We start from the raw sequence: 21,479 nt of genomic DNA, 5'->3' as shown, positions 1-21,479 counted from the left end.
ACCAGGAGACCCTTCTTCAGAAGCTCCTGGCCCACGATCGCGCTGAACGGAAACAGGCGCATGCTCTTATCCCCGAATCATTGGACGAAAAGGAAGAAGCGGTGGCCCCTGGGGTCGGCCGGCAGGGGGTGAGGCGGCCGGAAGGGGTTCCACGGCAGTACCCGCTCTTCCAAGGGCGGTAACCATAACATATCACAAATTCAAACCAGGGGGGGGAAACCGCCGGGAAACGCGCCGTCACGCCCGGAACGGATCCTCGCCCGGGGGGAGGGCATCAAGGAACTCGACGATATGCTCCTCCAGCCCTTCCGAAAGGGGGAACGGCGTCTCGCCGCCGTTGAGCGACTTGAGATACGCCCCGCACGTCGGGCATCTCTCGCGGTGCGAGTCGAGCAGCTCGATGAGAGCCGGTGCGAGCCGCCTGTCGCGATAGGCCCGGACGATGGACATCGCCTGCTCCCGCCGCTCCTGCCCCTCCTCCCGCAGATATTTCTCGATTCCGTTGCGCCGCTCCCGGGCCTTCATCATCACGAAGGAGCGCAGCCGCTCCCGAAACTCCGGGGGGATCTCGTCCAGCGTGACCTGCCGGCAGAGAACCCGGGTCTTCCCGTAGGTTTCCAGGAAGTGCAGGCAGGGCTCGCACATCGCGATGTGGGCGTCCAGCTCTTCTTTCAGCTGTCCTTCCATCGTTCCATCGAGGTAGTCTTCCAGCAGGTAGATCAGTTCCTTGCAGTTCATCCGTCAGTCCGTTTTCCCTTCCCGCAGATACCGGGACAGCTGTTCCCGCAGGTACAGCCTCGCCCGGTGCAGCCGCGATTTCACCGCAGGAACTGAAAGACCCAGGATCTGCGCGGTTTCCTCATTGGACAACCCTTCCACGTCGCTCAACACGAAGACGACCCGATACTTCTCCGAGAGATCCTCCGTGAATTTCCGGATCACCTGGCCGAGCTCCCTGTTCAGCATCTTCCGCTCGACTTCCTTGCCCCAGGACTCCACGGAACCGGCGTGCTTCCCCTCCTCCGTGAATACCGGCATGAACTCCTCGATCGACACCGTCTCGTGCCGGCGCTTCCCCCGGAGCCGCATGAGGCAAGCGTTCACGCAGATCCGGTAGATCCAGGAGTAGAGGGCCGAATTCCCCTGGAACGTGTCCGCCTTCTGGAACACGGTCAGGAACACGTCCTGGGCCGCTTCCTCGGCGTCGCTCTCGTTCTTCAGAATCGACATCGCAAGGCCGTAGATCTTCCCGTGAAACCGTTCGAAGAGCATCTCGACGGCCTCGGGAGAGCCCTTGCGAAGCTCCTCCAGGAGAACGTTGTCGTCGTACAGCCGTTCAGCCGGCATCCCTCACCCCGATTAGATTCCTTCCCGCGGAACCGGTTTCGCACCTGCACCTTGAAAATCAAGAAATATCATGCTTTTCCGATCCTGCGCAAGATCCGTGCGAGCCCGTTTCCGGAACCGGAATGCCGGGAGCGCCGGCCGGCCGAGAGAGAGCCCGGATCCCCACGGCCGGTTACGGGGTTGGCCGGGACGCCCGATTTCCCGTACAATCGGAGAGGTGCGCTGGTAGAATGTTCCCCAGGAGAGACATCTTGAGACTGCATAAAACAGACCTGCTGCTCGCCGCACTGCTGACCGCGGGGGCGGCAACCTTCCTGTACGCCCTGTTCCGGAGGAAAACCGGCAGGGAGACGTTCCTCTACGCCCGTCCGGAGGGGGGGGAGCGGGACGGGGAGTTCGAGTTGTTCATCGGATCCTGACGGGGGCTTCCCCGTGTCGCAGAATCAGTAGAGAATCTCCATCCGGACCGCCCGCACCAGGATCTTCTTCCTCCCGTACCCGGGAAAGCGAGCGGTGATCTTCCGGTCGTCGCCCGATCCCTCCACCGCTTCCACGACCCCGTCGCCGAACATCGGGTGGCGCACCAGCCTGGGACGGGCCGGCGAGGGTTCCGCCGCGGGAACGATCGCCGGGGCGCGCCACGGGGCGGCCGTCCCGGAACGGGCGAATCCCCGCGGGGTGCGGGAGGTCCCGACGTGCCACCGGACCATGGAAGGCGGGATCTCGGTGAGGAACCGCGAAAGGACCGTGTCCCGGAAGGCGCCGAAAAGAGACCTCCTCCGTGCAAACGAGAGAAACGCCCTCTCCCGCGCGCGGGTCAGCCCCACGTAGAAGAGCCGCCGCTCCTCCTCCACTTCGGATTCCGAGTCGGCCGATCGGGAATGCGGGAGAAGCCCCTCCTCCAGTCCCGCGAGATAGACCGTCTCGAACTCGAGTCCCTTGGCGTTGTGCATCGTCATCAGGCGGACCGCCTCCCCCCCCTCCTCCTCTTCCCCCGGCGAGAGGGAGATCCGCTCGAGGAAGGCGCAGACCGCCTCCTCGCCGGACCCCGGGAAGAGGTTCGCGATGCGGAGCAGCTCCTGGAGATTTTCCCGGGAATCCTCCTTCCCGTTTCCCGATCTCTCCTCCGTACCGGATCCGTCCCCATCCCCGATCCAGGCGAGATAGCCGGAACCGTCGAGCGCGGCGTGGAGCGCTTCGCCGACCTTCCGCGCCGGAAGCCCGGCGGCCCACCGATCCCGGAATTCGAGCAGGCCGGCCAGCCGCGGGATCTTCACCAGCTCCGCCGAGAACGGGGTCCCCGCCGCACGCGCCGCTTCCCTCGCGCGGGCCAGGGTAACCTCCCCCACTCCCCGCCGGGGGGCCTTGACCAGCCGGGCGAAGGAGACCGGGTCGTCGGGATGCACGAACCACCGGAGGCAGGCGATCGCGTCCCGGACCGCCGCCCGATCGTAGAAGGAGAGCGCTCCCCGCAGAATGTAGGGGATGCCGGCCTGCCGCAGCGCATCCTCGACCGGCCGCGACTGGGCGTTCACGCGGTAGAAGACCGCGATGGAAGAGGGGGAGGCCCCTTTCCGGATCTGCTCCGCCACGGCCCCGGCCACTCCGGCCGCCTCGTCGTCGGAATCCTCGTACTGCCGGACGACCGGCGGATCCCCTCCCTCCCGGGCCGCCTCGATCCTCTTTTCCCGGCGGGAGCGGTTCTTCCGGATCACTTCCCCGGCCGCGGACAGGATCGCGGCCCTCGTCCGGTAGTTCGTCCGGAGATGGAGGACCCGGCCCCCGGGATAGTCGCGCTCGAAGGAGAGCATCGGCCCCGCCGATCCTCCCCGCCACCCGTAGATCGACTGGTCCTCGTCGCCCACCGCCAGGAACGACTCGGCCCCCAGCCCGATCCCGCGGGAGAGCTCCGCCTGTCCCGCGTCCACGTCCTGGAACTCGTCCACCAGGAGATGCCGGATCTCCCCCCGGACCGCCTCGAGGATCCCCGGGTGCTCCCGGAAGAGGCGGACCGGGAGCCGGATCAGGTCCGCGAAGTCGACCGCGCCGGCCGCCGAGAGGGCGTCGTCGTAGGCGATCCGCACCTCTTCCGCCTTCCCCGCGAACGCCCAGCCCCCCGCTTCCCGCAGGACGGAAGATCCTTCCCCGTCCCGCTTGGTCCGCTCGATCCTCCCGAGGAACCGGGAGGCGGAGAATTTCTTCTCGTCTACGTTTTTCTCCTTCAGGATCTGCCGGACCAGGTCGAACTGGTCGCGCGCGTCGTAGATGACAAACCCGGGGGAAAGCCCGATCCGCCCTCCGAAGCGGCGCAGCAGCCTCGCCCCGAAGGCGTGGAAGGTCCCCAGCCACGGAAGATCACGGCCCTCCCCCGTCCCCGGAGATGAGCCTGCGTACAGGGCCGAGGCAACCCTCTCCCGCATCTCCTCGGCCGCCCGGTTGGTGAAGGTGATCCCGAGGATCCGGTCCGGCGGAACGCCGTCCCGGACCAGGCGGACGATCCGGGAGACGATCGCCCGGGTCTTTCCGGACCCCGCTCCGGCGACCAGGAGAAGCGGTCCCGATTCGTGGAGGACGGCTTCCCGCTGGTCGGGGTCGAGTCCTCGGAGAGGATTTTCCGGGGTGGCCACAGGGAGCTCATGATAGGACCATCTCTCTTCGGATGCAACCGGAAGAACGGCCCGGAGCAGCGTGGAACCGGCCAGGCCGGGGAAACCTGCGTCCCGAGCCGTTCCGCGGGTTGACAGGGCCGGGCAAATCTGAGAACGTCATGAAAATCCAGGTCCACGGGGAACGGATGCGCAATCGTCACCTTCTCGTGGCGGCCGCAGCGGCCGTCGCGATCCTGTCTCTCGGCATGCTGTACCGATCCCAGCGGAATGTCCCGGCCACCCCGGAAGGAGCCGTCCGGGGAGCGAAAGGGGCGTTGCGGGAGCAGGAGGCAAACCCCCAGGAGATCGAAGGGGTGGTCCGGCGCGGCGAGACGATGTCCGACATCTTCCAGAGGCACGGGCTCGACAGGATCCAGCTCCACCTCCTGAAGGAGGCCGCGGCCGGCGTCTTCCGCCTGCGGAGGATCACCCCCGGGCGCCCCTACAAGATCACCCTGGACTCCGACAACAACGTCCTGACGCTTTCCTACCAGATCGACGACGCCGCGACTCTCGACATCACCCAGGAGGCCCCGGGCTTCCGGGCCGAGAAGGTGGCGATCGACTACGACGTGCGGGAGGCGGGACTCGCGGGAGCCATCGAGAACAACCTGGTGTCGGCCCTGGGCGAGGACGGCAGCTCCGTCGCGCTCGCGCTGGACCTGTCCGACATCTTCTCCTGGGACATCGACTTCAACACCGACATCCGGAAGGGGGACACCTACCGGGTCGTCGTGGAGGAGCTCTGGCTCAACGGGGAGTTCCGGCGGTACGGGAACGTTCTTTCCGCGGAGTTCGTCAACGACGGGTCGGTGCACCGGGCCTACCGGTTCGAGATCGACGGGCGGATCGGCTACTTCGACGACGACGGGAACTCGCTGCGGAGGGCCTTCCTGAAGGCCCCTCTCAGCTACCGGCGGATCAGCTCGGGGTTCAGCCGCAGCCGTCTCCACCCGGTTCTCAAGGTCTACCGGCCCCATCACGGGGTGGATTATGCGGCCGCTCGGGGGACGCCGGTGTCCGCCCTGGGCGACGGAACGGTGAAATTCGCCGGCTGGAAAGGGGCGAACGGGAGATTGATCATCCTGCGGCACCCGATGGGATACACGACCTATTACGGACATCTTTCCCGGATCGCCAAGGGGATCCGGCCAGGGGCCAGGGTCGCCCAGGGCGACGTCATCGGAGCGGTCGGGTCGACCGGAAGAACCACCGGGCCGCACCTCCACTTCCAGATCAACCGCCACGGGCGGATCCTGAACCCCCTCTCCGTCAAGCTGCCCCGGGGGCAGGGAATCCCGAAGAACCGGATGGAGGACTTCCGGAGGTACCAGACCGGGATGAAGGAGACCCTTGCCTCGATCCCGGTCCCATCGCCGGAAAGCGCGGATGCGCGGAAAGAGACGGCGGTCGCCTCGAGCAGCTGACCGAACCCTGTTTCCCGAACCGGCCAAGTGTCCCCTCGAGGAGTCATCGCATCCCCGCACCCGGTTCCTCTTTTTTTACATCGGAACCGGAATCGCAGTATATTCATCCCAGTGACAGACCAACGGGTCATTCCCCGGGCGAAGGCCACTATCCCGGTCCTGCAGACGGAAAACGGATGAAACGGTTCTTCCTGCTTCTTCTGGTTCTCGCGATCCTGGTGCCCTCGGTCGCCTTTGCGGCCGGGGAGGATCCTTCCCTTCCCCTGCTTCTCTACCTGGTCCTGATACTCTTGTCGGCCAAGCTGATGGGGCACTTCGGGGTGCTGCTCGGGCAGCCGGCCGTGCTGGGCGAGCTGTGCGCGGGGATCCTGCTCGGAAACCTCGCCCTGGCGGGGATTCACGGCTTCGAGGGGATGGCCTCGGATCCCTACGTCGACATCCTGGCCCGGATCGGGGTGGTGGTGCTGCTCTTCTCGGTGGGGCTGGAGTCGACCATCCGCGACATCATGAGAGTGGGGCTTTCCTCCCTGCTCGTGGCGATCCTGGGCGTGGCGGCGCCGTTCGGGCTCGGGTGGCTCGTGGGGGCCTGGCTGCTTCCGGACCACTCCGTCTACGCGCACGCCTTCCTGGGGGCCACCCTCTGCGCCACGAGCGTGGGGATCACCGCCCGGGTGCTCCAGGACATCGGGAAATCGCGGGAGAAGGAGGCGCGGATCATCCTGGGGGCCGCGGTGATCGACGACGTCCTCGGGCTGATCCTCCTCGCCACCGTCTCCGGGATCATCGTCGCGGCGGACCGGGGGGGGATACTCAGCTACTGGGCGCAGGCGCAGATCGCCCTCAAGGCGGGGGGGTTTCTGGTGATCGCCCTGATGCTCGGCTCCTTTCTCGCGCCGAAGCTCTTCTTCCAGGCCGCGAAGCTTCGCGGGCCGGGCGTCCTGGTAGGAGTGTCTCTCGCGTTCTGTTTCCTGCTGTCCTTCCTGTCGGGGATCGCGGGGCTGGCCCCCATCGTGGGCGCCTTCGCCGCCGGGCTGATCCTGGAGTCGGTCCACTTCCGGGAGTTCGGAGAGCGCGAGATCCACTACCTCGAGGACGCGCTCAAGCCGTTGACGGAGTTCCTGGTCCCGGTCTTCTTCGTCCAGATGGGGGCCAAGGTCGACCTGCGGGTCTTCGACTCCACCGAGGCGCTCTGGCTCGCCCTGGCGCTTACGGTGGCCGCCGTGGTCGGGAAGCAGCTCTGCTCCCTGGGGGTGATCGACAAGGGGCTCAACCGGTGGGCGGTGGGGTTCGGGATGATCCCGCGGGGGGAGGTCGGCCTGATCTTCGCCAGCATCGGCGCGGGATTGGTTCTCGCGGGGGAACGGATCATCGACACCACGACCTACTCGGCGGTGGTGATCATGGTGATCGTGACCACCCTGATCGCCCCGCCGCTGCTCAAGTGGACGATGGTGTCCCGGGCCTCCGGGGAGAAGACCCCGGAGAAATAAGCCGGGCTCCGGCAACAGCCCCCTGCTATCGAGAAGCAAGGAAACGAGGAGGCCATGATCCGGCCGGTGAGCACAGGAAATACCCGCCATCAGAGCGAATGCTTCGCCCAATCGAAACCATCACGTGTCACACCGACCAGCTCAAGGAGTTTCAGAAACACATGGTCGAGGCGTACCGTCTTTTTCGACCGTCTTTTTCGAAGAACCGTCTTTTTCGAAGTTGGCTCTTTGGAGGAAATCCAATACAATCCCGGTATCGATCTCGAAAGAAAACCTGGTCAGCGACAAAACCGTCGCGGGGGTGAGGGAAGAACGGTGCCAAGGATGGAGCACGGATCGGTTTACAAGGACTATACCGGGTTGTGCGAGTTCAAGCGGATGAGCGAGAGGCATATGGTATGGCCACAACATCAAGCCCGTTTCAACAAGGATGGCGGGGAGTACGTATGCCGTCCCATGAAAAACGAGGAAGTGGATGAAACGTGCGCTTTATACCGGATTGGAGTCCCCGAGTGCAAAGGCACCCATTTCGATTTCCTGCACCATCCCGATGCCATGCGAAACGCGGTAGGCGACGGCGATACGTTCATGAAAAAGGACTGGTTCATTTATGTAATGGAGGATGTGGCCGCCGGTAAGCCGTGCGGAGCCTGCGCCAGCAGGGCGGACAGGCTGAACATGACCATCTGGGGCGAGGTCGGCGTGATCGATCCCGAATACAGGCAGAGGAAGATATTCAGCGACCTGTTGGCCTATATGAACGAGATCTGGCCCCTGACCCGTGCGGAGTACGGGTTGTGTTGGGTGGCCACCTTCCATACCATTTCCCAGAAGATCATGGAGCGTCACGGATGGACCGTCTGCGGGTTTTTCCGCGGAGGGTACATCATGAGTCATGGAGAAGATCTTTACTACAGGCATCCGGTCATCCTGGTCGAAAAATTCTTCAATGATGGCAAGAGGGTCACAGCCAAAGAGATGAATCTGACGGAAACCTCCAGGGCCATATTGAAGGCCATCGAATCGATGGAGGCAAAATAGCCGACGACTTCCCGGTCCCAAGACCCGCAAGCCACATCTCGGCCACACGTGCCCAAAATACGGAAAAAGGGAACCCGGCGTCGCTCCGGGTCTCGTACGATTCCTTGCCGTGAGGCTCGCGGTCTCCGCGTAATGCCTCTTCCGGAGTCGACGCGTTGATCCAGCCCGACGGGAAATTACCCTGACAGATCATGATAAGGGCACTTCGCGTAAGGACTTTATTGGCTATGTAAAAAGTTTATTGGCTACGTAAGAACCTTGTTGGCATCCGATAACAAGGGGGGGGGGCGACTCGCCCTCCTATTCCACCGTCACGCTTTTCGCGAGGTTTCTCGGCTGGTCGACGTCGGTGCCCTTGAGCACCGCCATGTGGTAGGCCAGAAGCTGCAGCGGGACCACCTCGAGGATCGGGCGGGCCATCTCCCCGCAGGGGGGAAGGAAGAAGGTGCTCTCGGCGCTCCTGGCCAGCCCGGCATCCCCCTCGGTGCCCACCGCGATGATCCGCCCGCCGCGGGTGCGGGCCTCCTCCAGGTTGGAGAGGGTCTTCTCGTAGGTATCGCCCCGGGAGCAGAGGACCAGCACCGGCATCCGCTCGTCGATCAGGGCGATCGGCCCGTGCTTCATCTCCCCCGCCGGGTATCCTTCCGCGTGGATGTAGGAGATCTCCTTGAGCTTGAGCGCCCCCTCCAGGGCGATCGGGTAGGAGATCCCCCTGCCCAGGTAGAGGAAATCCCGGGCATCCTTGTAGGTGCGCGCGATCGCGGCGATCTCCTCCTCGCGCTGGAGCACCTCCTCGATCTTCTTCGCCAGATCGGTCAGCTCCAGCAGGTGGGAGGAGAGGTCGATGCGCGTGAGGATCCGGCGGGCCCGTCCCAGCCGCAGGGCCAGCAGATAGAGCGCCGCCAGCTGCGTCGTGAAGGCTTTCGTCGAGGCCACGCCGATCTCGGGCCCGGCGTGGGTATAGATCACCCCGTCCGATTCCCGCGCGATCGTGGAGGCGACCACGTTGCAGATCGACACTGCCATCGCCCCCTTCCCCTTGGCCTCCCGAAGCCCCGCCAGGGTGTCGGCGGTCTCCCCGGACTGGGAGATCGGGATGCAGAGGGTGTCCGGCTCCACCACCGGGTCGCGGTAGCGGTACTCGGAACCGAGGTCGACCTCCACCGGGATGCGGGCGAGCCGCTCGATCATGAACTTCCCGACCAGCGCGGCGTGCCACGAGGTCCCGCAGGCGACGATCACCACCTTAGAGAGGCCGCGCAGCACCGAAGCCGGCAGCGGAAGGGTCTCCAGGAAGACCTCCCCCGTCTCGGGGCGCATCCGGCCGGCGAGGGTGTCCAGGATCGCCCGGGGCTGCTCGTGGATCTCCTTGAGCATGAAGTGGCGGTATCCCCCCTTCTCCGCCATGACGGGGGTCCAGTCGATGTGCAGCGTGCTCCGTTCCCTCGGGTTCCCCTCGAAATCGGTCAGCGTGACCGCCTCCGGGCGGGCGACGACGATCTCCCCGTCCTCGAGGAAGAGGGCCTCCCGTGTGTGGGAGAGCAGCGGCGGAAGGTCCGACGCCAGGAAATTCTCCCCCTCGCCGACCCCGACGACCATCGGGCAGTTCAGCCGCGCCCCGACGATCGTCCCCGGCTCCGTCTCCGAAAGGGCGAGGAAGGCGAAGGACCCTTCGAGCTCGGACACCGTCCCGCGCACCGCCTCCTCCAGCCCGAGGCCGCGGGAGAGATGCTCGTCGACCAGGTGGGCGATCACCTCGGTGTCGGTCTCGGAGGAGAACCGCCGCCCCCGGGCGGTCATCCGCTCCTTGAGCGAGTGGTGATTCTCGATGATCCCGTTGTGGACGACCGCGACCCGGCCGGTCTTGTGCGGATGGGCGTTCGTGTCGGAAGGACGCCCGTGGGTGGCCCACCGGGTATGCCCGACGCCGCAGCTCCCGGCGATCGGCTGGCGGGAGACCAGATCGGTCAGGCGGGAGAGCTTCCCCTCGCTCTTGCGGATGTCGATCCGGCCGCCGTCCAGGATCGCCACCCCCGCCGAGTCGTACCCCCGGTACTCCAGCCTGCGCAGCCCGTCGAGCAGGATCTCGCCGCACGGTCTCGGCCCCGTGTATCCGACGATCCCGCACATGCTACGTTTTCTCCTTCCCCGGCCCCTTCTCTTTTCCCGGGGGGACCTTGATCCCCGCCTTCTTGAGAAGTTCCGGCATCCGGCGGATCACCCACCCCTCGATCACCTTCTGCTCCGCCCGGGAGAGGGCGAGGGCGAACGGGGGAACATCCCTCGTGATCGTGGCCCCCGCGCCGATCAGGGCCCCCTTCCCGATCGTCACCGGGGCGACGAACTGGGTGTCGCTGCCGACGAAGACCCCGTCCCCGATCACGGTCCTGTGCTTGGCGAGCCCGTCGTAGTTGCAGGTGATCGTCCCGGCGCCGATGTTCGCCTTCCGGCCGACCGTCGCGTCGCCGATGTAGGCGAGGTGGTTCGCCTTCGAGCCCTTCCCGAACCGGCTCTTCTTCACCTCCACGAAATTGCCGATCCGGGCATCCTCGCCGATGTCGGCCTCCGGCCGCAGGTGCGCGAAGGGCCCGAGCACCGCTCCCTTCCGGACGCGGGAATCCGTGAGCACGCAGTAGGGCTTGAGCGTAGCGCCGTCGTCCAGCCGGCAGTTCTCCACCACGCAGCCGGTCTGGATCCGCACGCCCCGCCCGACCCGCGTCGACCCCAGCAGCACCACGCCCGGCTCGATCACCGAGTCGGGGCCCACCGCGACCTCCGGGTCGATGTGGACCCGGTCCGGCGCCACGATGGTCACCCCCGCGTCGAGCAGCGCCTCGACCTTGCGCCGCCCAAGGATCTCCGAGGCCCGGGCCAGCTCCGCGCGGGAGTTGATCCCGCGCACCTCGTCGGGGTCCGAAGCCGCGACCGGCACGACGGTCTTCCCTTCCTGGAGCGCCTGGAAGACGAGGTCGGTCAGGTAATATTCCCGTTGGATGTTCACGTCGGAGAGCCGCGGCAGGTTCCGGGCGAGGAACTTCCGGTCGAAGGCATAGGCCCCGGAGTTCACCTCCCGCACCTTCCGGATCTGCGCCCCGCCGTCCCGCTCCTCCACGATCCGGGACACCGTGCCATCCGGATTGCGCAGGACCCGCCCGTACCCGGAAGGGTCGGGGAGGATCCCGGTCAGCACCGAGGCGGCCGCCTTCCGCCGCCGCCTTGCGGAAAGGAGCGCCCGGATGGTGGCGGGCCGGATCAGCGGGGCGTCCCCGCAGAGGACCACCACTTCTCCCGCGCCCCGGGATACGGCGGCCAGCCCGCAGCCGGCGGCATCCCCTGTCCCGCGCGGAGACTCCTGGACCGCCACCTTCGCGCCGAACGGCTTTACGGTCCCGTGGAGCGCTTCCCTTCCATGCCCGAGGACGACCACGATCTCGCGGATCCCGGCGCCCCGTGCCGCCTGGAGCGCATGCCACAGCATCGGACGCCCCGCGACCGGGTGGGCGACCTTGGGGAGGGCGGACCGCATCCGCTTCCCCTTCCCCGCCGCCAGGATGATCGCGGCAACTCCCGCCATGGACCGTCCCTTTCCGTACATGGTAGTATCAGGCCGTTGCGCCCGTTCCCAAGTGTACCCGTTTCCCGGGGGGAAAGGAACCGAGGACCGTGGAGAGCCTGAAGGTAGCGCTGGACCGGATCGAGGCCGACATCGTGGAGCTGAAGAGGCAGTACGACCTCTTTTTCCAGGGGAACCGGAGAACGGAGCCCTCCGAGGAGCGGCGGCTCCTGGAGTGGATGGTCCGGCGGATGGGGCAGCGTAAGATCCCGAACACTTCCGACCAGTTCCGGTTCAACACCCTCCAGGGACGGTACCACTCGCTCGCCAATCTCTGGACCCGGATGGTCCGGGACCTCGAGGAAGGGCGGCTTGTCCGGGACGCCTCCGGAGTCGTGCGCGTTCACACCAGGGAAGAAGCCCCGGTCGAGCAGGAGCACCTGGCCAGCGTCGTGGAGCAGATCCGGCAGGCCCGGTCCGAGTGCGGGATGCAAACCGACCCGGCCGATGCGGAATCGCTCCGGCGGATGCTGATCGACCGTGCCAGGGATATCGCGGGAAAATCGGGAGCCCGGAGGGTGGAGTTCCGGGTCACCGTGGAGAACGGCAAGCCGAAGGTCCGGGCGGGAAAGGTCTGACTACTCGGCGGCGGACATCCTCACCATGGCGCGCCGCAGCGCCGCGTACGCCTTCGCGTAGGAGGCGTCGTCCACCGACAGGTCACGCAGGGCCTCCTCGGCGCGGGCGTGCGCCTGCCTCGCCCGCCCGACGTCGATCTCCTCCGCCTTCTCCGCCACGTCGGCCATCACGACCACCCGGTCGGCGCTGACCTCGGCGAACCCGCCGCCCACCGCGACCTTCTGCACGTCGTTTCCCTTGCGGTAGCGGAGGATCCCGATCGAGAGGATCGCCAGGTACTGGGTGTGCTCGGGCAGGATGCCGAACTCCCCCTCGTACCCGGGGGCGATGACCTCGTCCACCTCCTCGGAGACGAGCAGCCGCTCGGGCGTGACCAGTTCCAGCCGGATCGTCGAAGCCATATCGTCCTTTCCCCGTTCCCCGTGAAGGCGCCGCGGCGTCCCCCGCGTCGCGAAGCGTTCCCGTTACTCGACCGCGAGGAGCTTCTTCCCCTTCTCGATCGCCTCTTCGATCGTGCCGACCATGTAGAAGGCCTGCTCGGGAAGCTCGTCGTGCTTCCCCTCGACGATCTCCCGGAACGACTGGATCGTGTCCTCGAGCTTGACGTACTTGCCCGCGATCCCGGTGAACTGCTCGGCCACGAAGAAGGGCTGCGACAGGAACCGCTGGATCTTGCGGGCCCGGGAGACCAGCAGCTTGTCGTCCTCGGAGAGCTCGTCCATCCCCAGGATCGCGATGATGTCCTGGAGGTCCTTGTACCGCTGGAGCACCTTCTGCACCGCCCGCGCCACCTGGTAGTGCTCCTCCCCCAGCACCAGCGGGGAGAGGATCCGGGAGGTCGAGTCGAGCGGGTCCACCGCGGGGTAGATCCCCAGCTCCGCGATCTGCCGGGAGAGCACGGTCGTGGCGTCCAGGTGGGAGAAGGTGGTCGCCGGCGCCGGGTCGGTCAGGTCGTCCGCGGGGACGTAGATCGCCTGCACCGAGGTGATCGAGCCGTGCTTGGTCGAGGTGATCCGCTCCTGGAGCTCGCCCAGGTCGGTGGACAGGGTCGGCTGGTAGCCGACCGCCGAGGGGATCCGGCCGAGAAGCGCCGACACCTCGGAGCCGGCCTGGGTGAACCGGAAGATGTTGTCGATGAAGAGGAGCACGTCCTGCCCTTCCTCGTCGCGGAAGTATTCCGCCGCGGTCAGGGCCGACAGCCCGACGCGCGCCCGCGCGCCGGGCGGCTCGTTCATCTGCCCGAAGACCAGGCAGGCCTTCTCGAGGACCTTGCTCTCCTTCATCTCGAGCCAGAGGTCGTTCCCCTCGCGGGTCCGCTCGCCCACGCCGCCGAACACGGAGTAGCCGCCGTGCTCGATCGCGATGTTGTGGATGAGCTCCATGATGATCACGGTCTTCCCCACGCCGGCGCCGCCGAAGAGCCCGATCTTCCCCCCCTTGGAGTAGGGAGCCAAAAGATCGACGACCTTGAGCCCCGTCTCGAGGATCTCGACCTTGGTCGACTGCTCCTCAAAGGAGGGGGGGTGCCGGTGGATCGGGTACCGTTTCTTCGTGACGATCGGTCCCATCTCGTCGACCGGATCGCCGATCACGTTCATGATCCGGCCGAGCGTCTCGGGGCCGACCGGGATGGTGATCGGGCCGCCCGTGTCGGTCGCCTCCATCCCCCGGACCAGACCTTCCGTGGAGTCCATCGCGACGCAGCGGACGACGTTGTCGCCCAGGTGCTGGGCCGTCTCGACGACGAGGTTCCCCTCCTGGTCGCTGATGCTCGGGTTCGTGATCCGGATCGCGTTGTAGAGAGCCGGAAGCCGGCCCGGCTCGAACCGGACGTCGACCACGGGCCCGATCACCTGGACGATGTTTCCCTTGTTCATGATTCCCTCGCCTCCTTCGGGTTCCTGGCTATCCCTTGAGCGCCTCTGCGCCGCCGATGATCTCCATCAGTTCCTTGGTGATCGCGGCCTGGCGGGCGCGGTTCATCTGCAGCGTGAGCCGGGAGATCATATCCACGGCGTTGTTGGTCGCCGAATCCATCGCCGTCATCCGGGCGCCGTGCTCGCCCGCCACCGACTCGAGAAGGACCCTAAAGATCTGCGTCTCCACGTACTTGGGGAGCAGGACCTCCAGGATCTCCTTCCGGGACGGCTCGTACAGGTAGTCGATGTCGGCCGCGGGCTGTTCCTTCTCCTTTTCCCCCGGCCCCCCCGCGGCGGGTTCGAGGGCGACCGGAAAGAGCTTCTCGAACCGGACGGTCTGGGAGATCGCCGACCGGAACTCGTTGAAGGCGATGACCACCTCGTCGATTTCGCCGGCGAGGTAGCCCTCCACCAGGTCGTGGGAGAACTGCTCGGCGTGAGCGTACGACAGCTTCCCGAGGACGTTCACGTACTCCTTGTGGACCGGCACCCGGCGGCGGCGGAAGAAGTCCCGGGCCTTCCGCCCGACGACCATGAGGACGATCTCCTCGTGGCGCTCCTTCCGCTCCGCGAGGAACCGGTTCGCCGCCCGGAGCAGGTTCGAGTTGAAGCCGCCGCACAGGCCCCGGTCGGAGGTGACGACCAGCAGGGCGACCCGCTTCGCCTCCCGGACCGTCAGCAGCGGGTGCGCCTCCTCCCCCGCACGCGCCGCGACCGACCGGACCACCTCCCGCATCTCCCGGGCGTACGGCCGCGCGGCGACGATGGCGTCCTGCGCCCGCTTGAGCTTGGCGGCGGACACCATCTTCATCGCCTTGGTGATCTGCTGGGTGCTCTTGACGCTGCCGATCCGTTTCCGGATCGCCCTCTGGTTGGCCATCGTCTCCCGTCGTCCCTTCCGGTCCCGTTATTCCTGGAACATCCCCTGGAACTCCTCGAGGGCGGCGGTGAGCTTCCCCCGCATGTCGTCGTCGATCGTCTTCTTCTCCCGGAGCTGGGAAAGAAGGGCGCCGTGGCGGTCCCGCAGGAAGGCGGTCAGCTCGGCCTCGTACTTCAGGAGCGACCCCGTGTCGTACCCGTCGACGAACCCGTTGGTCGCGGAAAAGATCGTGGCGATCTGGTTCTCGACCGGCTGCGGCTCGTACTGGTCCTGCTTGAGGATCTCCACCAGGCGGGCTCCCCGGGCCAGCTGCATCTGCGTGGCCTTGTCGAGGTCGGAGCCGAACTGGGCGAAGGCGGCCATCTCCCGGTACTGCGCCAGCTCGAGCCGCAGGCGCCCCGCGACCTGCTTCATCGCCTTGACCTGCGCGTTCCCGCCGACGCGGGACACGGAGAGGCCGACGTTGACCGCGGGCCGCACGCCGGCGTAGAAGAGGTCGGCCTCGAGATAGATCTGGCCGTCCGTGATCGAGATGACGTTGGTGGGGATGTAGGCCGACACGTCGCCCGCCTGCGTCTCGATGATCGGCAGCGCGGTCAGCGACCCGCCCCCTTCCTCGTCGGAGAGCTTCGCCGCCCGCTCGAGCAGCCGGGAGTGCAGGTAGAAGACGTCGCCCGGGTAGGCCTCGCGTCCCGGCGGCCGGCGCAGCAGGAGCGAGAGCTGCCGGTAGGCCACCGCGTGCTTGGAGAGGTCGTCGTAGATGCACAGGGCGTGGCGCCCGCTGTCCCGGTAGTACTCGCCCATCGTGCAGCCGGTGTAGGGGGCGATGAAGTTCAGCGGGGCGGATTCGGAGGCGGTCGCGGAAATCACGATCGTGTAGTCCATCGCGCCGAACGATCGCAGCTTCTCGACCACCTGCGCCACGGTCGACTGCTTCTGCCCGATCGCCACATAGACGCAGATGACGCCGGTTCCCTTCTGGTTGATGATCGTGTCCAGGGCCACGGCGGTCTTGCCGGTCTGCCGGTCCCCGATGATCAGCTCCCGCTGGCCGCGGCCGATCGGGATCATCGCGTCGATCGCCTTGAGGCCGGTCTGGAGCGGCTCCTTCACCGGCTGGCGCTTCACGATCCCGGGAGCCTTGATCTCGATCCGGCGGTAGTGCTCCGTCTCGATCGGCCCCTTGCCGTCGATCGGCTGCCCCAGGGAGTTCACGACCCGCCCGACCATCGCGTCGCCGCAGGGCACCTCGACGATCCGGCCGGTCCGGCGGACGGTGTCCCCCTCCTTGATCTTCACGTCGTCGCCCAGCAGCGCGACGCCGACGTTGTCCTCCTCGAGGTTCAGCACCATCCCGCGGACATCGAACGGGAAGTCGAGCAGCTCTCCCGCCATCGCCTTCTCCAGCCCGTGCACGCGGGCGATCCCGTCTCCGACGGAGAGGACCACCCCCGTCTCGGCGACGTCGACCCGCTTCTCGTATCCCTGGATCTGGCTTTTCAGGATCTCCGTGATCTCTTCGGCGCGTATGTTCATGACCGGGGACTCACCCTTTCTGCAACGTTTCGCGAATATTCTGGATCTGCCAGCGTGCGCTGCCGTCGTATACGGTGGAGCCGACCTTCACGACCATCCCCCCGAGCACGCCGGGATCCACCTTCTCCTCCAGGAGAACCTTCCGGCCGGTTCGCCCCTCGAGCACCCCGGTCAGCATCGTCCGCTGGGAGTCGGTCAGCGGCATCGGGACGGTGACCTCGACCCGCTCAATCCCCTCGAGCCGTTCGATCAGGGTCCGGAACTCGGAAAGGATCCGGGAGAGGATCGTCATCCGCCCCTTGTCGACCAGCAGGTTCAGGAAATTGCCCGTGGAGGGGAGGAATCCGGACGGGCCGACGACCGCCTCGAGCGCGGCATGCTTGTCCCTCCGGTTGATGTGGGCGGCCTCCAGCATTTCGCGGAGCCGGGGGATTTCGGACAGCAGCGCCTCGAACCGCTCGGCCTCTGCGAGGATCTGCCTCGACCGCCCCTCCTCCTCCCCGATGGCGAGCAGCGCCCGGGCATACCTCCTCGAGAGGCTTCCGCCGATCATCGCTCGATCTCCCGGATCTTCTCGATGTTCTCCCGCACCATCCGGTCCTGGTCCTCCGGCGTGATCGTCTGTTTCAGGATCTCCGCGGCCGCCTGCGAGGAAAGCCCGGAGGCCTCCCTGCGAAGCTCCTCGCGCGCCTTCCGCACCTCCTGGTCGGCCGCGAACTGGACCTGATCCCGGACCCTGCGGATCTCGGCCAGCGCCGTCTCGTGGAGGCGCCGCGCCTCGTCCTGCGCCTCCGCCTCCATCCTCCGGTTCAACTCCTCGACCTCCCCGGAGAGCCGGGCCACCTTCGCCTCGACCGCCGCCAGTTTCTCCGCGGCGGATTCCCGGGCGCGCGATGCCTCCTCGATCGACTTGCGGAGCAGCTCGGAACGCTCCCGAAGGAAGGTGGAAAGCGGCTTCCGGAGGAAGTAGACCAGCACCCCGACCAGGATGGAAAAATTGACCGCCTGCTTGAAGATCTCCCACCAGGGGATGCCGGCCTGCCCGCCCGCCCCCGAGGCGGCCTCCGCGGCGGTTACGGCGAAGAGAACGAATCCCGCAAAAAGGGCCTTCACGCCACGCTCCTTCCCAGCACCTTCTCGGCGATCTGGGTCGAGAGCCGCGCGACCTCCTGCCGCAGGCTTCCCAGGGCCGCTTCCTTCTCCATCCCGATCCGGGACTTCATCTGCTCGACCTGCCGGTTGCTCTCCTCGGCCGCCTCCTCGATCCGCTTCCGCTCGACCCGGGAGGCCTCCTCCATCTTCGCCCGCTTTCGGACGATCGATTCCAGGGTCGACTTGCGCAACGCCTCCTCGTACTGCCGGGTCTTCGCCTCGGCGTCGGCCAGCAGCGCCCTGGACTCCTCCATCGGCTTCGAGGAGCGGTTCTCGCGCTCCTGGAAGACCTGCAGGATCGGGCGGATCAGCGTCGCCGACAGGATGACAGCCAGGGTCACCGTGATCGCCATCTGCAGCACGGCGAGCTGGGTGATCCCCAGCGTCTCGAAGATCTTCAGCAGCAGTTCCATGGAACCCGTTTCCCTCCCGGAAATCCTTGCAGGCGAACGACTGGCTTGGGATAGATAAACGGAGAATTGGTATCACGGGAACAGCGGACTGTCAAGCGCTTCATGGCGGTTTCCGAAGCCTGCGCGGGGCGGGGAACCCGCAAAAAAAACCGGGCACCGCGGTTCCCCGCGGTGCCCCATGTTTCCTCGTGACGCGCTACAGATTCCCGCGAGCTGTTCCTGCAGCGAAAATCCGTTTCACCCCTCGATCCCGTGAGGAGCGCTACTTCTTCGGCGCCTCGGCCGGCTTCGGCGCTGCCGGGGGAGCCGCCGGAGGTGCCGCCATGTTGTCGGCCGGCGCAGCCGCGGGGGCAGGAGGAGGAGGAGGAGGCGGTGGAGCCTTCTTCTCCGCGCACGCCGAGAGACCGATCGCTGCCGCAAACACCAAACTGAGGAACAGAGCCGAATACTTACGCATTGCCTTTTGCTCCTTTCCCTTCGGATTTATCCGTCACCGGATAAGGGTTGTGTCGGTTATGCGGCGAAATATATCACAAGCCGAAACCGTTGCAAGAGATTTTCAGGATCCATCCCGGGGAAGCCGCCCCTTACGCGGGGACGAAACCGGCCCTACCGGCCCCCGAAAAGAAGGTCGCAGAGGCGGGAGAATTCCCCTTCGGAGAAATAGGAGACCTCGATCCGCCCCTTCTTCGCCGTCCCGCGGATCCGCACTCTCGTGCCGCCCCGGCGGGAGAGCTTTTCCTCGAGATCCTGGACGTGGGGATCCGGCCGCCGGGCTTTCCGGCCCGCCGGCTTTTCCTTCCCCGCCTGGCAGAGCCCTTCCACCTCGCGCACGGAGAGCCCTTTGCGCAGCACCGCCTCGAAAATCGACTGCAGCCGCTCGGGCGGGGCCTGCAGCAGCGCGCGGGCGTGGCCCGCCGAGAGGCGGCCGTCGACGACCGCCTGCCGCACCGGGGCGGGGAGCTTGAGCAGCCGGAGGGTGTTCGCCACGGTGGCGCGGTCCTTTCCCACGCGCCGGGCGATCTCCTCCTGCGAGAGGGAGAACTCCTGGACGAGCCGGCTGTAGGCCTGGGCGAGATCGATCGCGTTCAGATCCTCGCGCTGGACATTCTCGACGACCGCCGCCTCGAGCGATTCCCGGTCGCTCAGCTTCTTCACGATGGCGGGGATCGTCTCCACGCCGGCCGCCTGGGCCGCGCGGAGGCGCCGCTCCCCGGCGACCAGCTCGTATCCGCCCTCCGCGGGACGCACCAGGACCGGCTGAAGGATCCCCTTCTCCCGGACCGACTCGACGAGATTGCTCAGTTCCTCCGGGGAGAAGGTCCGCCGCGGCTGGTTCCCGCCCGCCAGGATACGTGTGACGGGAATGCGGAGAAACTCCACGTCGCGCTCGGCGGGCCCGGGAAGAAGGGCGGCGAGCCCCCTCCCCAGGACCTTCTTCTTCACCGGCTCGGGCTTTCGTTCCATCGGCTCACCATCTCCCTGGCCAACTCGAGGTAGGCCTGGGCCCCGCGCGAGCTCACCGCGTACAGGATGGCCGGCTTGCCGAACGAGGGGGACTCGGACAGCCGGACGTTTCTTGGTATAACTGTTTGAAATACTTGGGAGTTCAGGTTTTCGCGGGCCTCAGAGACCACCTGGTGGGAGAGGTTGTTCCGGGGGTCGAACATGGTCAGCACCACCCCTTCCACGGCGAGCCCGGGGTTCAGCGCCCCCCGCACTTTGTCGATCGTGCGGTAGAGCGACCCCAGTCCCTCCAGCGCGTAATATTCGCACTGCAGGGGGATCAGGACCGATTGCGCGGCGCAGAGGGCGTTCAACGTGAGCAGTCCCAGGGAGGGGGGACAGTCGATCAGGATCGTCTCGTACCGGTCGCGGACCTGCTCGAGCGCCTCCCGGAGCCGGGTCTCGCGCCTGGGGATCGAAACCAGCTCGATCTCCGCGCCGATCAGATCTCCGGAGGCCGGCGCGATGTGCAGGTACGGGAGCTCCGTCTCCCGGATCGCTTCCAGGAGTGGTATTTCGGCCAGAAGAGCGCGGTAGATGTTGTTTCCGGTTTCGCCCCCGGGCTCCCCTCCGACCCCGGAGGTGGCGTTCGCCTGGGGGTCCAGGTCGACGAGAAGCGTTTTCCTCTCCATGACGGCGAGGGAGGCGGCCAGGTTGACCGCCGTCGTGGTCTTCCCCACTCCGCCCTTCTGGTTGGCGACGGCGATGATGCGGGACAATCTCTTTACGCTCCGGCTGACGGAAGAATGAGCCCCTGCAGGAACAATGGTTTCTTGTACCACGGAGGGGCCCGGCAGGAGAACCCTTTTTTCCCCGGGAGGGGCACACCAGGGGCGGCTGCGCAGCCTCCTCCTTCGCCGCTCTCGCAGCTACGGAGGACAGGTTGGAGGGGGGGGCTGCGTTCGTGGCGCGAGGTGCCGGGCCGGCGAGTGTGACGGCCGGTCAGGGGACCCGGATCTCGCGGATCTCCCGTGTCCCCATCCCCAGCGGAAGCAAGAACCGGAACCGCCGCCCGGGCAGAGCCCCCTCCGGAAGGGGCCCCTCCACCCCTGTTTCCTTCCCGGCTCCGGTCATCAGGAGAAGCCTTCCCCCGGGCTCCAGGAGGGGAAGCAGCAGGGAGGCCGCCTCCGCAGGCGGCAGGGTCGCCCGGGTCACGACCTGTTCGAACCGTCCCAGATGTCGCGGAGGGTTCTTTCCCAGTCTTTCCTGGAAAACCTGGATATTCTTCAAGGAAAGCGCTGCAGCGACCTCCCGTAAAAACGAGCTTTTCTTCCCGGAGGACTCGAGGAAGCACACCTGCGCCTCCGGCAGCGCGACCGCGAGGGGGATCCCCGGATATCCGGCCCCCGAGCCGAAGTCCAGGATCCTCCCCCGGAAGGGAGAAAGGCGAAGCAGGAGGAGGGAATCGAGGATATGCTTGACGGCAACCTCCTCCGGATCGGTGATCGCGGTCAGCCGGATCGCCCGGTTCCACCGGAGCATCATGGCTGCGTGGGCCGAAAGCTTCTCCGCCGCCCCCGGGGGGACGGAAAGCCCCGCCTCCGCGATCAGGAGGGAGAGGAATTCCGGTGCCGGTGCCGTCACGATCGCCTCTTGTCTTGCCATCCCCTCCCTGCCTCCGATGACGAATGTTCCACGTGGAACATGTTCGCGGGCCGGGAGCGCCCATCGCTCCGCATGCCGCCCTACTATGCCATATCCCCGTGAAAGACAGGAGACGCGCCCGAGCGACACGCCGAGGAATGCGGAATCTGCCCGTTTGCAAGAGGAAACAGACCGCCCAGGCGGCGGAGCCGGTCCCGGGCACCCCCGCGACGGGGCGCATCACGGGCGGAGCCAGCCGAAGGACGGGGGGGTGAGCGGAGATAAAAAGATTTTCCGACAGCGGAGGGCACTCGGAGCGAAGCCCCCCTTCGACTTGTCCTCCG

Annotated in this window: 19 protein-coding genes; 4 read left to right on the top strand and 15 right to left on the bottom strand. The window is 66.5% G+C overall.

Annotated features, from left to right (window positions below; all coding sequences use genetic code 11):
- Positions 1-237 precede the first annotated feature (237 nt).
- From A2X88_07990 to A2X88_07980, 3 genes are all read right to left on the bottom strand, one after another.
- Entirely contained in the window at positions 238-738 is a 501-nt protein-coding gene (locus A2X88_07990; protein ID OGP35501.1) for a hypothetical protein, read from the bottom strand.
- 3 nt (positions 739-741) lie between these two features.
- A complete protein-coding gene (locus tag A2X88_07985) occupies positions 742-1,347 on the bottom strand; it encodes a hypothetical protein (GenBank protein OGP35500.1) in 606 nt (201 codons plus the stop codon).
- 443 nt (positions 1,348-1,790) lie between these two features.
- Entirely contained in the window at positions 1,791-3,974 is a 2,184-nt protein-coding gene (locus A2X88_07980; GenBank protein OGP35499.1) for a hypothetical protein, read from the bottom strand.
- Between the two features lie 140 nt (positions 3,975-4,114).
- On the opposite strand from A2X88_07980, the gene A2X88_07975 reads away from it, so the two are divergent.
- The 3 genes from A2X88_07975 to A2X88_07965 all read left to right on the top strand — a co-directional run bounded on the left by A2X88_07975 (position 4,115) and on the right by A2X88_07965 (position 7,953).
- Complete coding sequence (locus A2X88_07975) at positions 4,115-5,422, top strand: hypothetical protein (protein ID OGP35498.1); 1,308 nt, start codon at positions 4,115-4,117, stop codon at positions 5,420-5,422.
- A 305-nt stretch (positions 5,423-5,727) separates the two neighbouring features.
- A complete protein-coding gene (locus A2X88_07970; GenBank protein ID OGP35504.1) occupies positions 5,728-6,912 on the top strand; it encodes a hypothetical protein in 1,185 nt (394 codons plus the stop codon).
- A gap of 324 nt (positions 6,913-7,236) precedes the next feature.
- The gene (locus A2X88_07965) at positions 7,237-7,953 is read left to right on the top strand and encodes a hypothetical protein (GenBank protein ID OGP35497.1); all 717 of its coding nucleotides are present in this window, start codon (positions 7,237-7,239) and stop codon (positions 7,951-7,953) included.
- Positions 7,954-8,253: 300 nt separating this feature from the next.
- Here the strand turns inward: A2X88_07965 and A2X88_07960 are convergent, their stop codons facing one another.
- Both A2X88_07960 and A2X88_07955 read right to left on the bottom strand, forming a co-directional pair.
- On the bottom strand, positions 8,254-10,083 hold the full coding sequence (locus A2X88_07960; GenBank protein OGP35496.1) for a glutamine--fructose-6-phosphate aminotransferase: 1,830 nt from the start codon (positions 10,081-10,083) through the stop codon (positions 8,254-8,256).
- Between the two features lies 1 nt (position 10,084).
- Positions 10,085-11,548, bottom strand: a complete 1,464-nt coding sequence (locus A2X88_07955) for a UDP-N-acetylglucosamine diphosphorylase/glucosamine-1-phosphate N-acetyltransferase (protein OGP35495.1) — start codon at positions 11,546-11,548, stop codon at positions 10,085-10,087.
- Between the two features lie 68 nt (positions 11,549-11,616).
- On the opposite strand from A2X88_07955, the gene A2X88_07950 reads away from it, so the two are divergent.
- A complete protein-coding gene (locus A2X88_07950; protein ID OGP35494.1) occupies positions 11,617-12,144 on the top strand; it encodes a hypothetical protein in 528 nt (175 codons plus the stop codon).
- Here the strand turns inward: A2X88_07950 and A2X88_07945 are convergent, their stop codons facing one another.
- The 10 genes from A2X88_07945 to A2X88_07900 all read right to left on the bottom strand — a co-directional run bounded on the left by A2X88_07945 (position 12,145) and on the right by A2X88_07900 (position 21,156).
- Entirely contained in the window at positions 12,145-12,546 is a 402-nt protein-coding gene (locus A2X88_07945) for an ATP synthase F1 subunit epsilon (GenBank protein OGP35493.1), read from the bottom strand.
- A gap of 63 nt (positions 12,547-12,609) precedes the next feature.
- Positions 12,610-14,022 carry a F0F1 ATP synthase subunit beta gene (locus A2X88_07940; protein ID OGP35492.1) on the bottom strand — a complete coding sequence of 471 codons (1,413 nt, stop codon included), beginning with the start codon at positions 14,020-14,022 and terminating at the stop codon, positions 12,610-12,612.
- Positions 14,023-14,050: 28 nt separating this feature from the next.
- Positions 14,051-14,944, bottom strand: coding sequence for an ATP synthase F1 subunit gamma (locus A2X88_07935; GenBank protein OGP35491.1), 894 nt, complete (start codon positions 14,942-14,944; stop codon positions 14,051-14,053).
- A gap of 27 nt (positions 14,945-14,971) precedes the next feature.
- Positions 14,972-16,480, bottom strand: coding sequence for a F0F1 ATP synthase subunit alpha (locus A2X88_07930; GenBank protein ID OGP35490.1), 1,509 nt, complete (start codon positions 16,478-16,480; stop codon positions 14,972-14,974).
- A 10-nt stretch (positions 16,481-16,490) separates the two neighbouring features.
- Complete coding sequence (locus A2X88_07925; GenBank protein ID OGP35489.1) at positions 16,491-17,033, bottom strand: ATP synthase F1 subunit delta; 543 nt, start codon at positions 17,031-17,033, stop codon at positions 16,491-16,493.
- On the bottom strand, positions 17,030-17,593 hold the full coding sequence (locus tag A2X88_07920) for a hypothetical protein (protein ID OGP35488.1): 564 nt from the start codon (positions 17,591-17,593) through the stop codon (positions 17,030-17,032). Before A2X88_07920 ends, A2X88_07925 begins: the two co-directional genes overlap by 4 nt.
- Complete coding sequence (locus A2X88_07915; GenBank protein ID OGP35487.1) at positions 17,590-18,045, bottom strand: hypothetical protein; 456 nt, start codon at positions 18,043-18,045, stop codon at positions 17,590-17,592. The genes A2X88_07920 and A2X88_07915 overlap by 4 nt, the downstream gene beginning before the upstream one ends.
- A 609-nt stretch (positions 18,046-18,654) precedes the next feature.
- Positions 18,655-19,512 (bottom strand): hypothetical protein, encoded by an 858-nt coding sequence (locus tag A2X88_07910; GenBank protein OGP35486.1) that lies wholly within the window; start codon positions 19,510-19,512, stop codon positions 18,655-18,657.
- Positions 19,488-20,270, bottom strand: coding sequence for a chromosome partitioning protein (locus A2X88_07905; protein ID OGP35485.1), 783 nt, complete (start codon positions 20,268-20,270; stop codon positions 19,488-19,490). Before A2X88_07905 ends, A2X88_07910 begins: the two co-directional genes overlap by 25 nt.
- A gap of 223 nt (positions 20,271-20,493) precedes the next feature.
- Complete coding sequence (locus A2X88_07900) at positions 20,494-21,156, bottom strand: 16S rRNA (guanine(527)-N(7))-methyltransferase RsmG (GenBank protein ID OGP35484.1); 663 nt, start codon at positions 21,154-21,156, stop codon at positions 20,494-20,496.
- Positions 21,157-21,479: the final 323 nt, after the last annotated feature.

The sequence above is a fragment of the Deltaproteobacteria bacterium GWC2_65_14 genome (assembly GCA_001797615.1).
In the GTDB taxonomy this organism is placed as follows: Bacteria; Desulfobacterota; Deferrimicrobia; order Deferrimicrobiales; family Deferrimicrobiaceae; genus GWC2-65-14.
The sequence above is the reverse complement of the archived record's forward strand: the minus strand, read 5'-3'. Positions and strand labels throughout refer to the sequence as shown.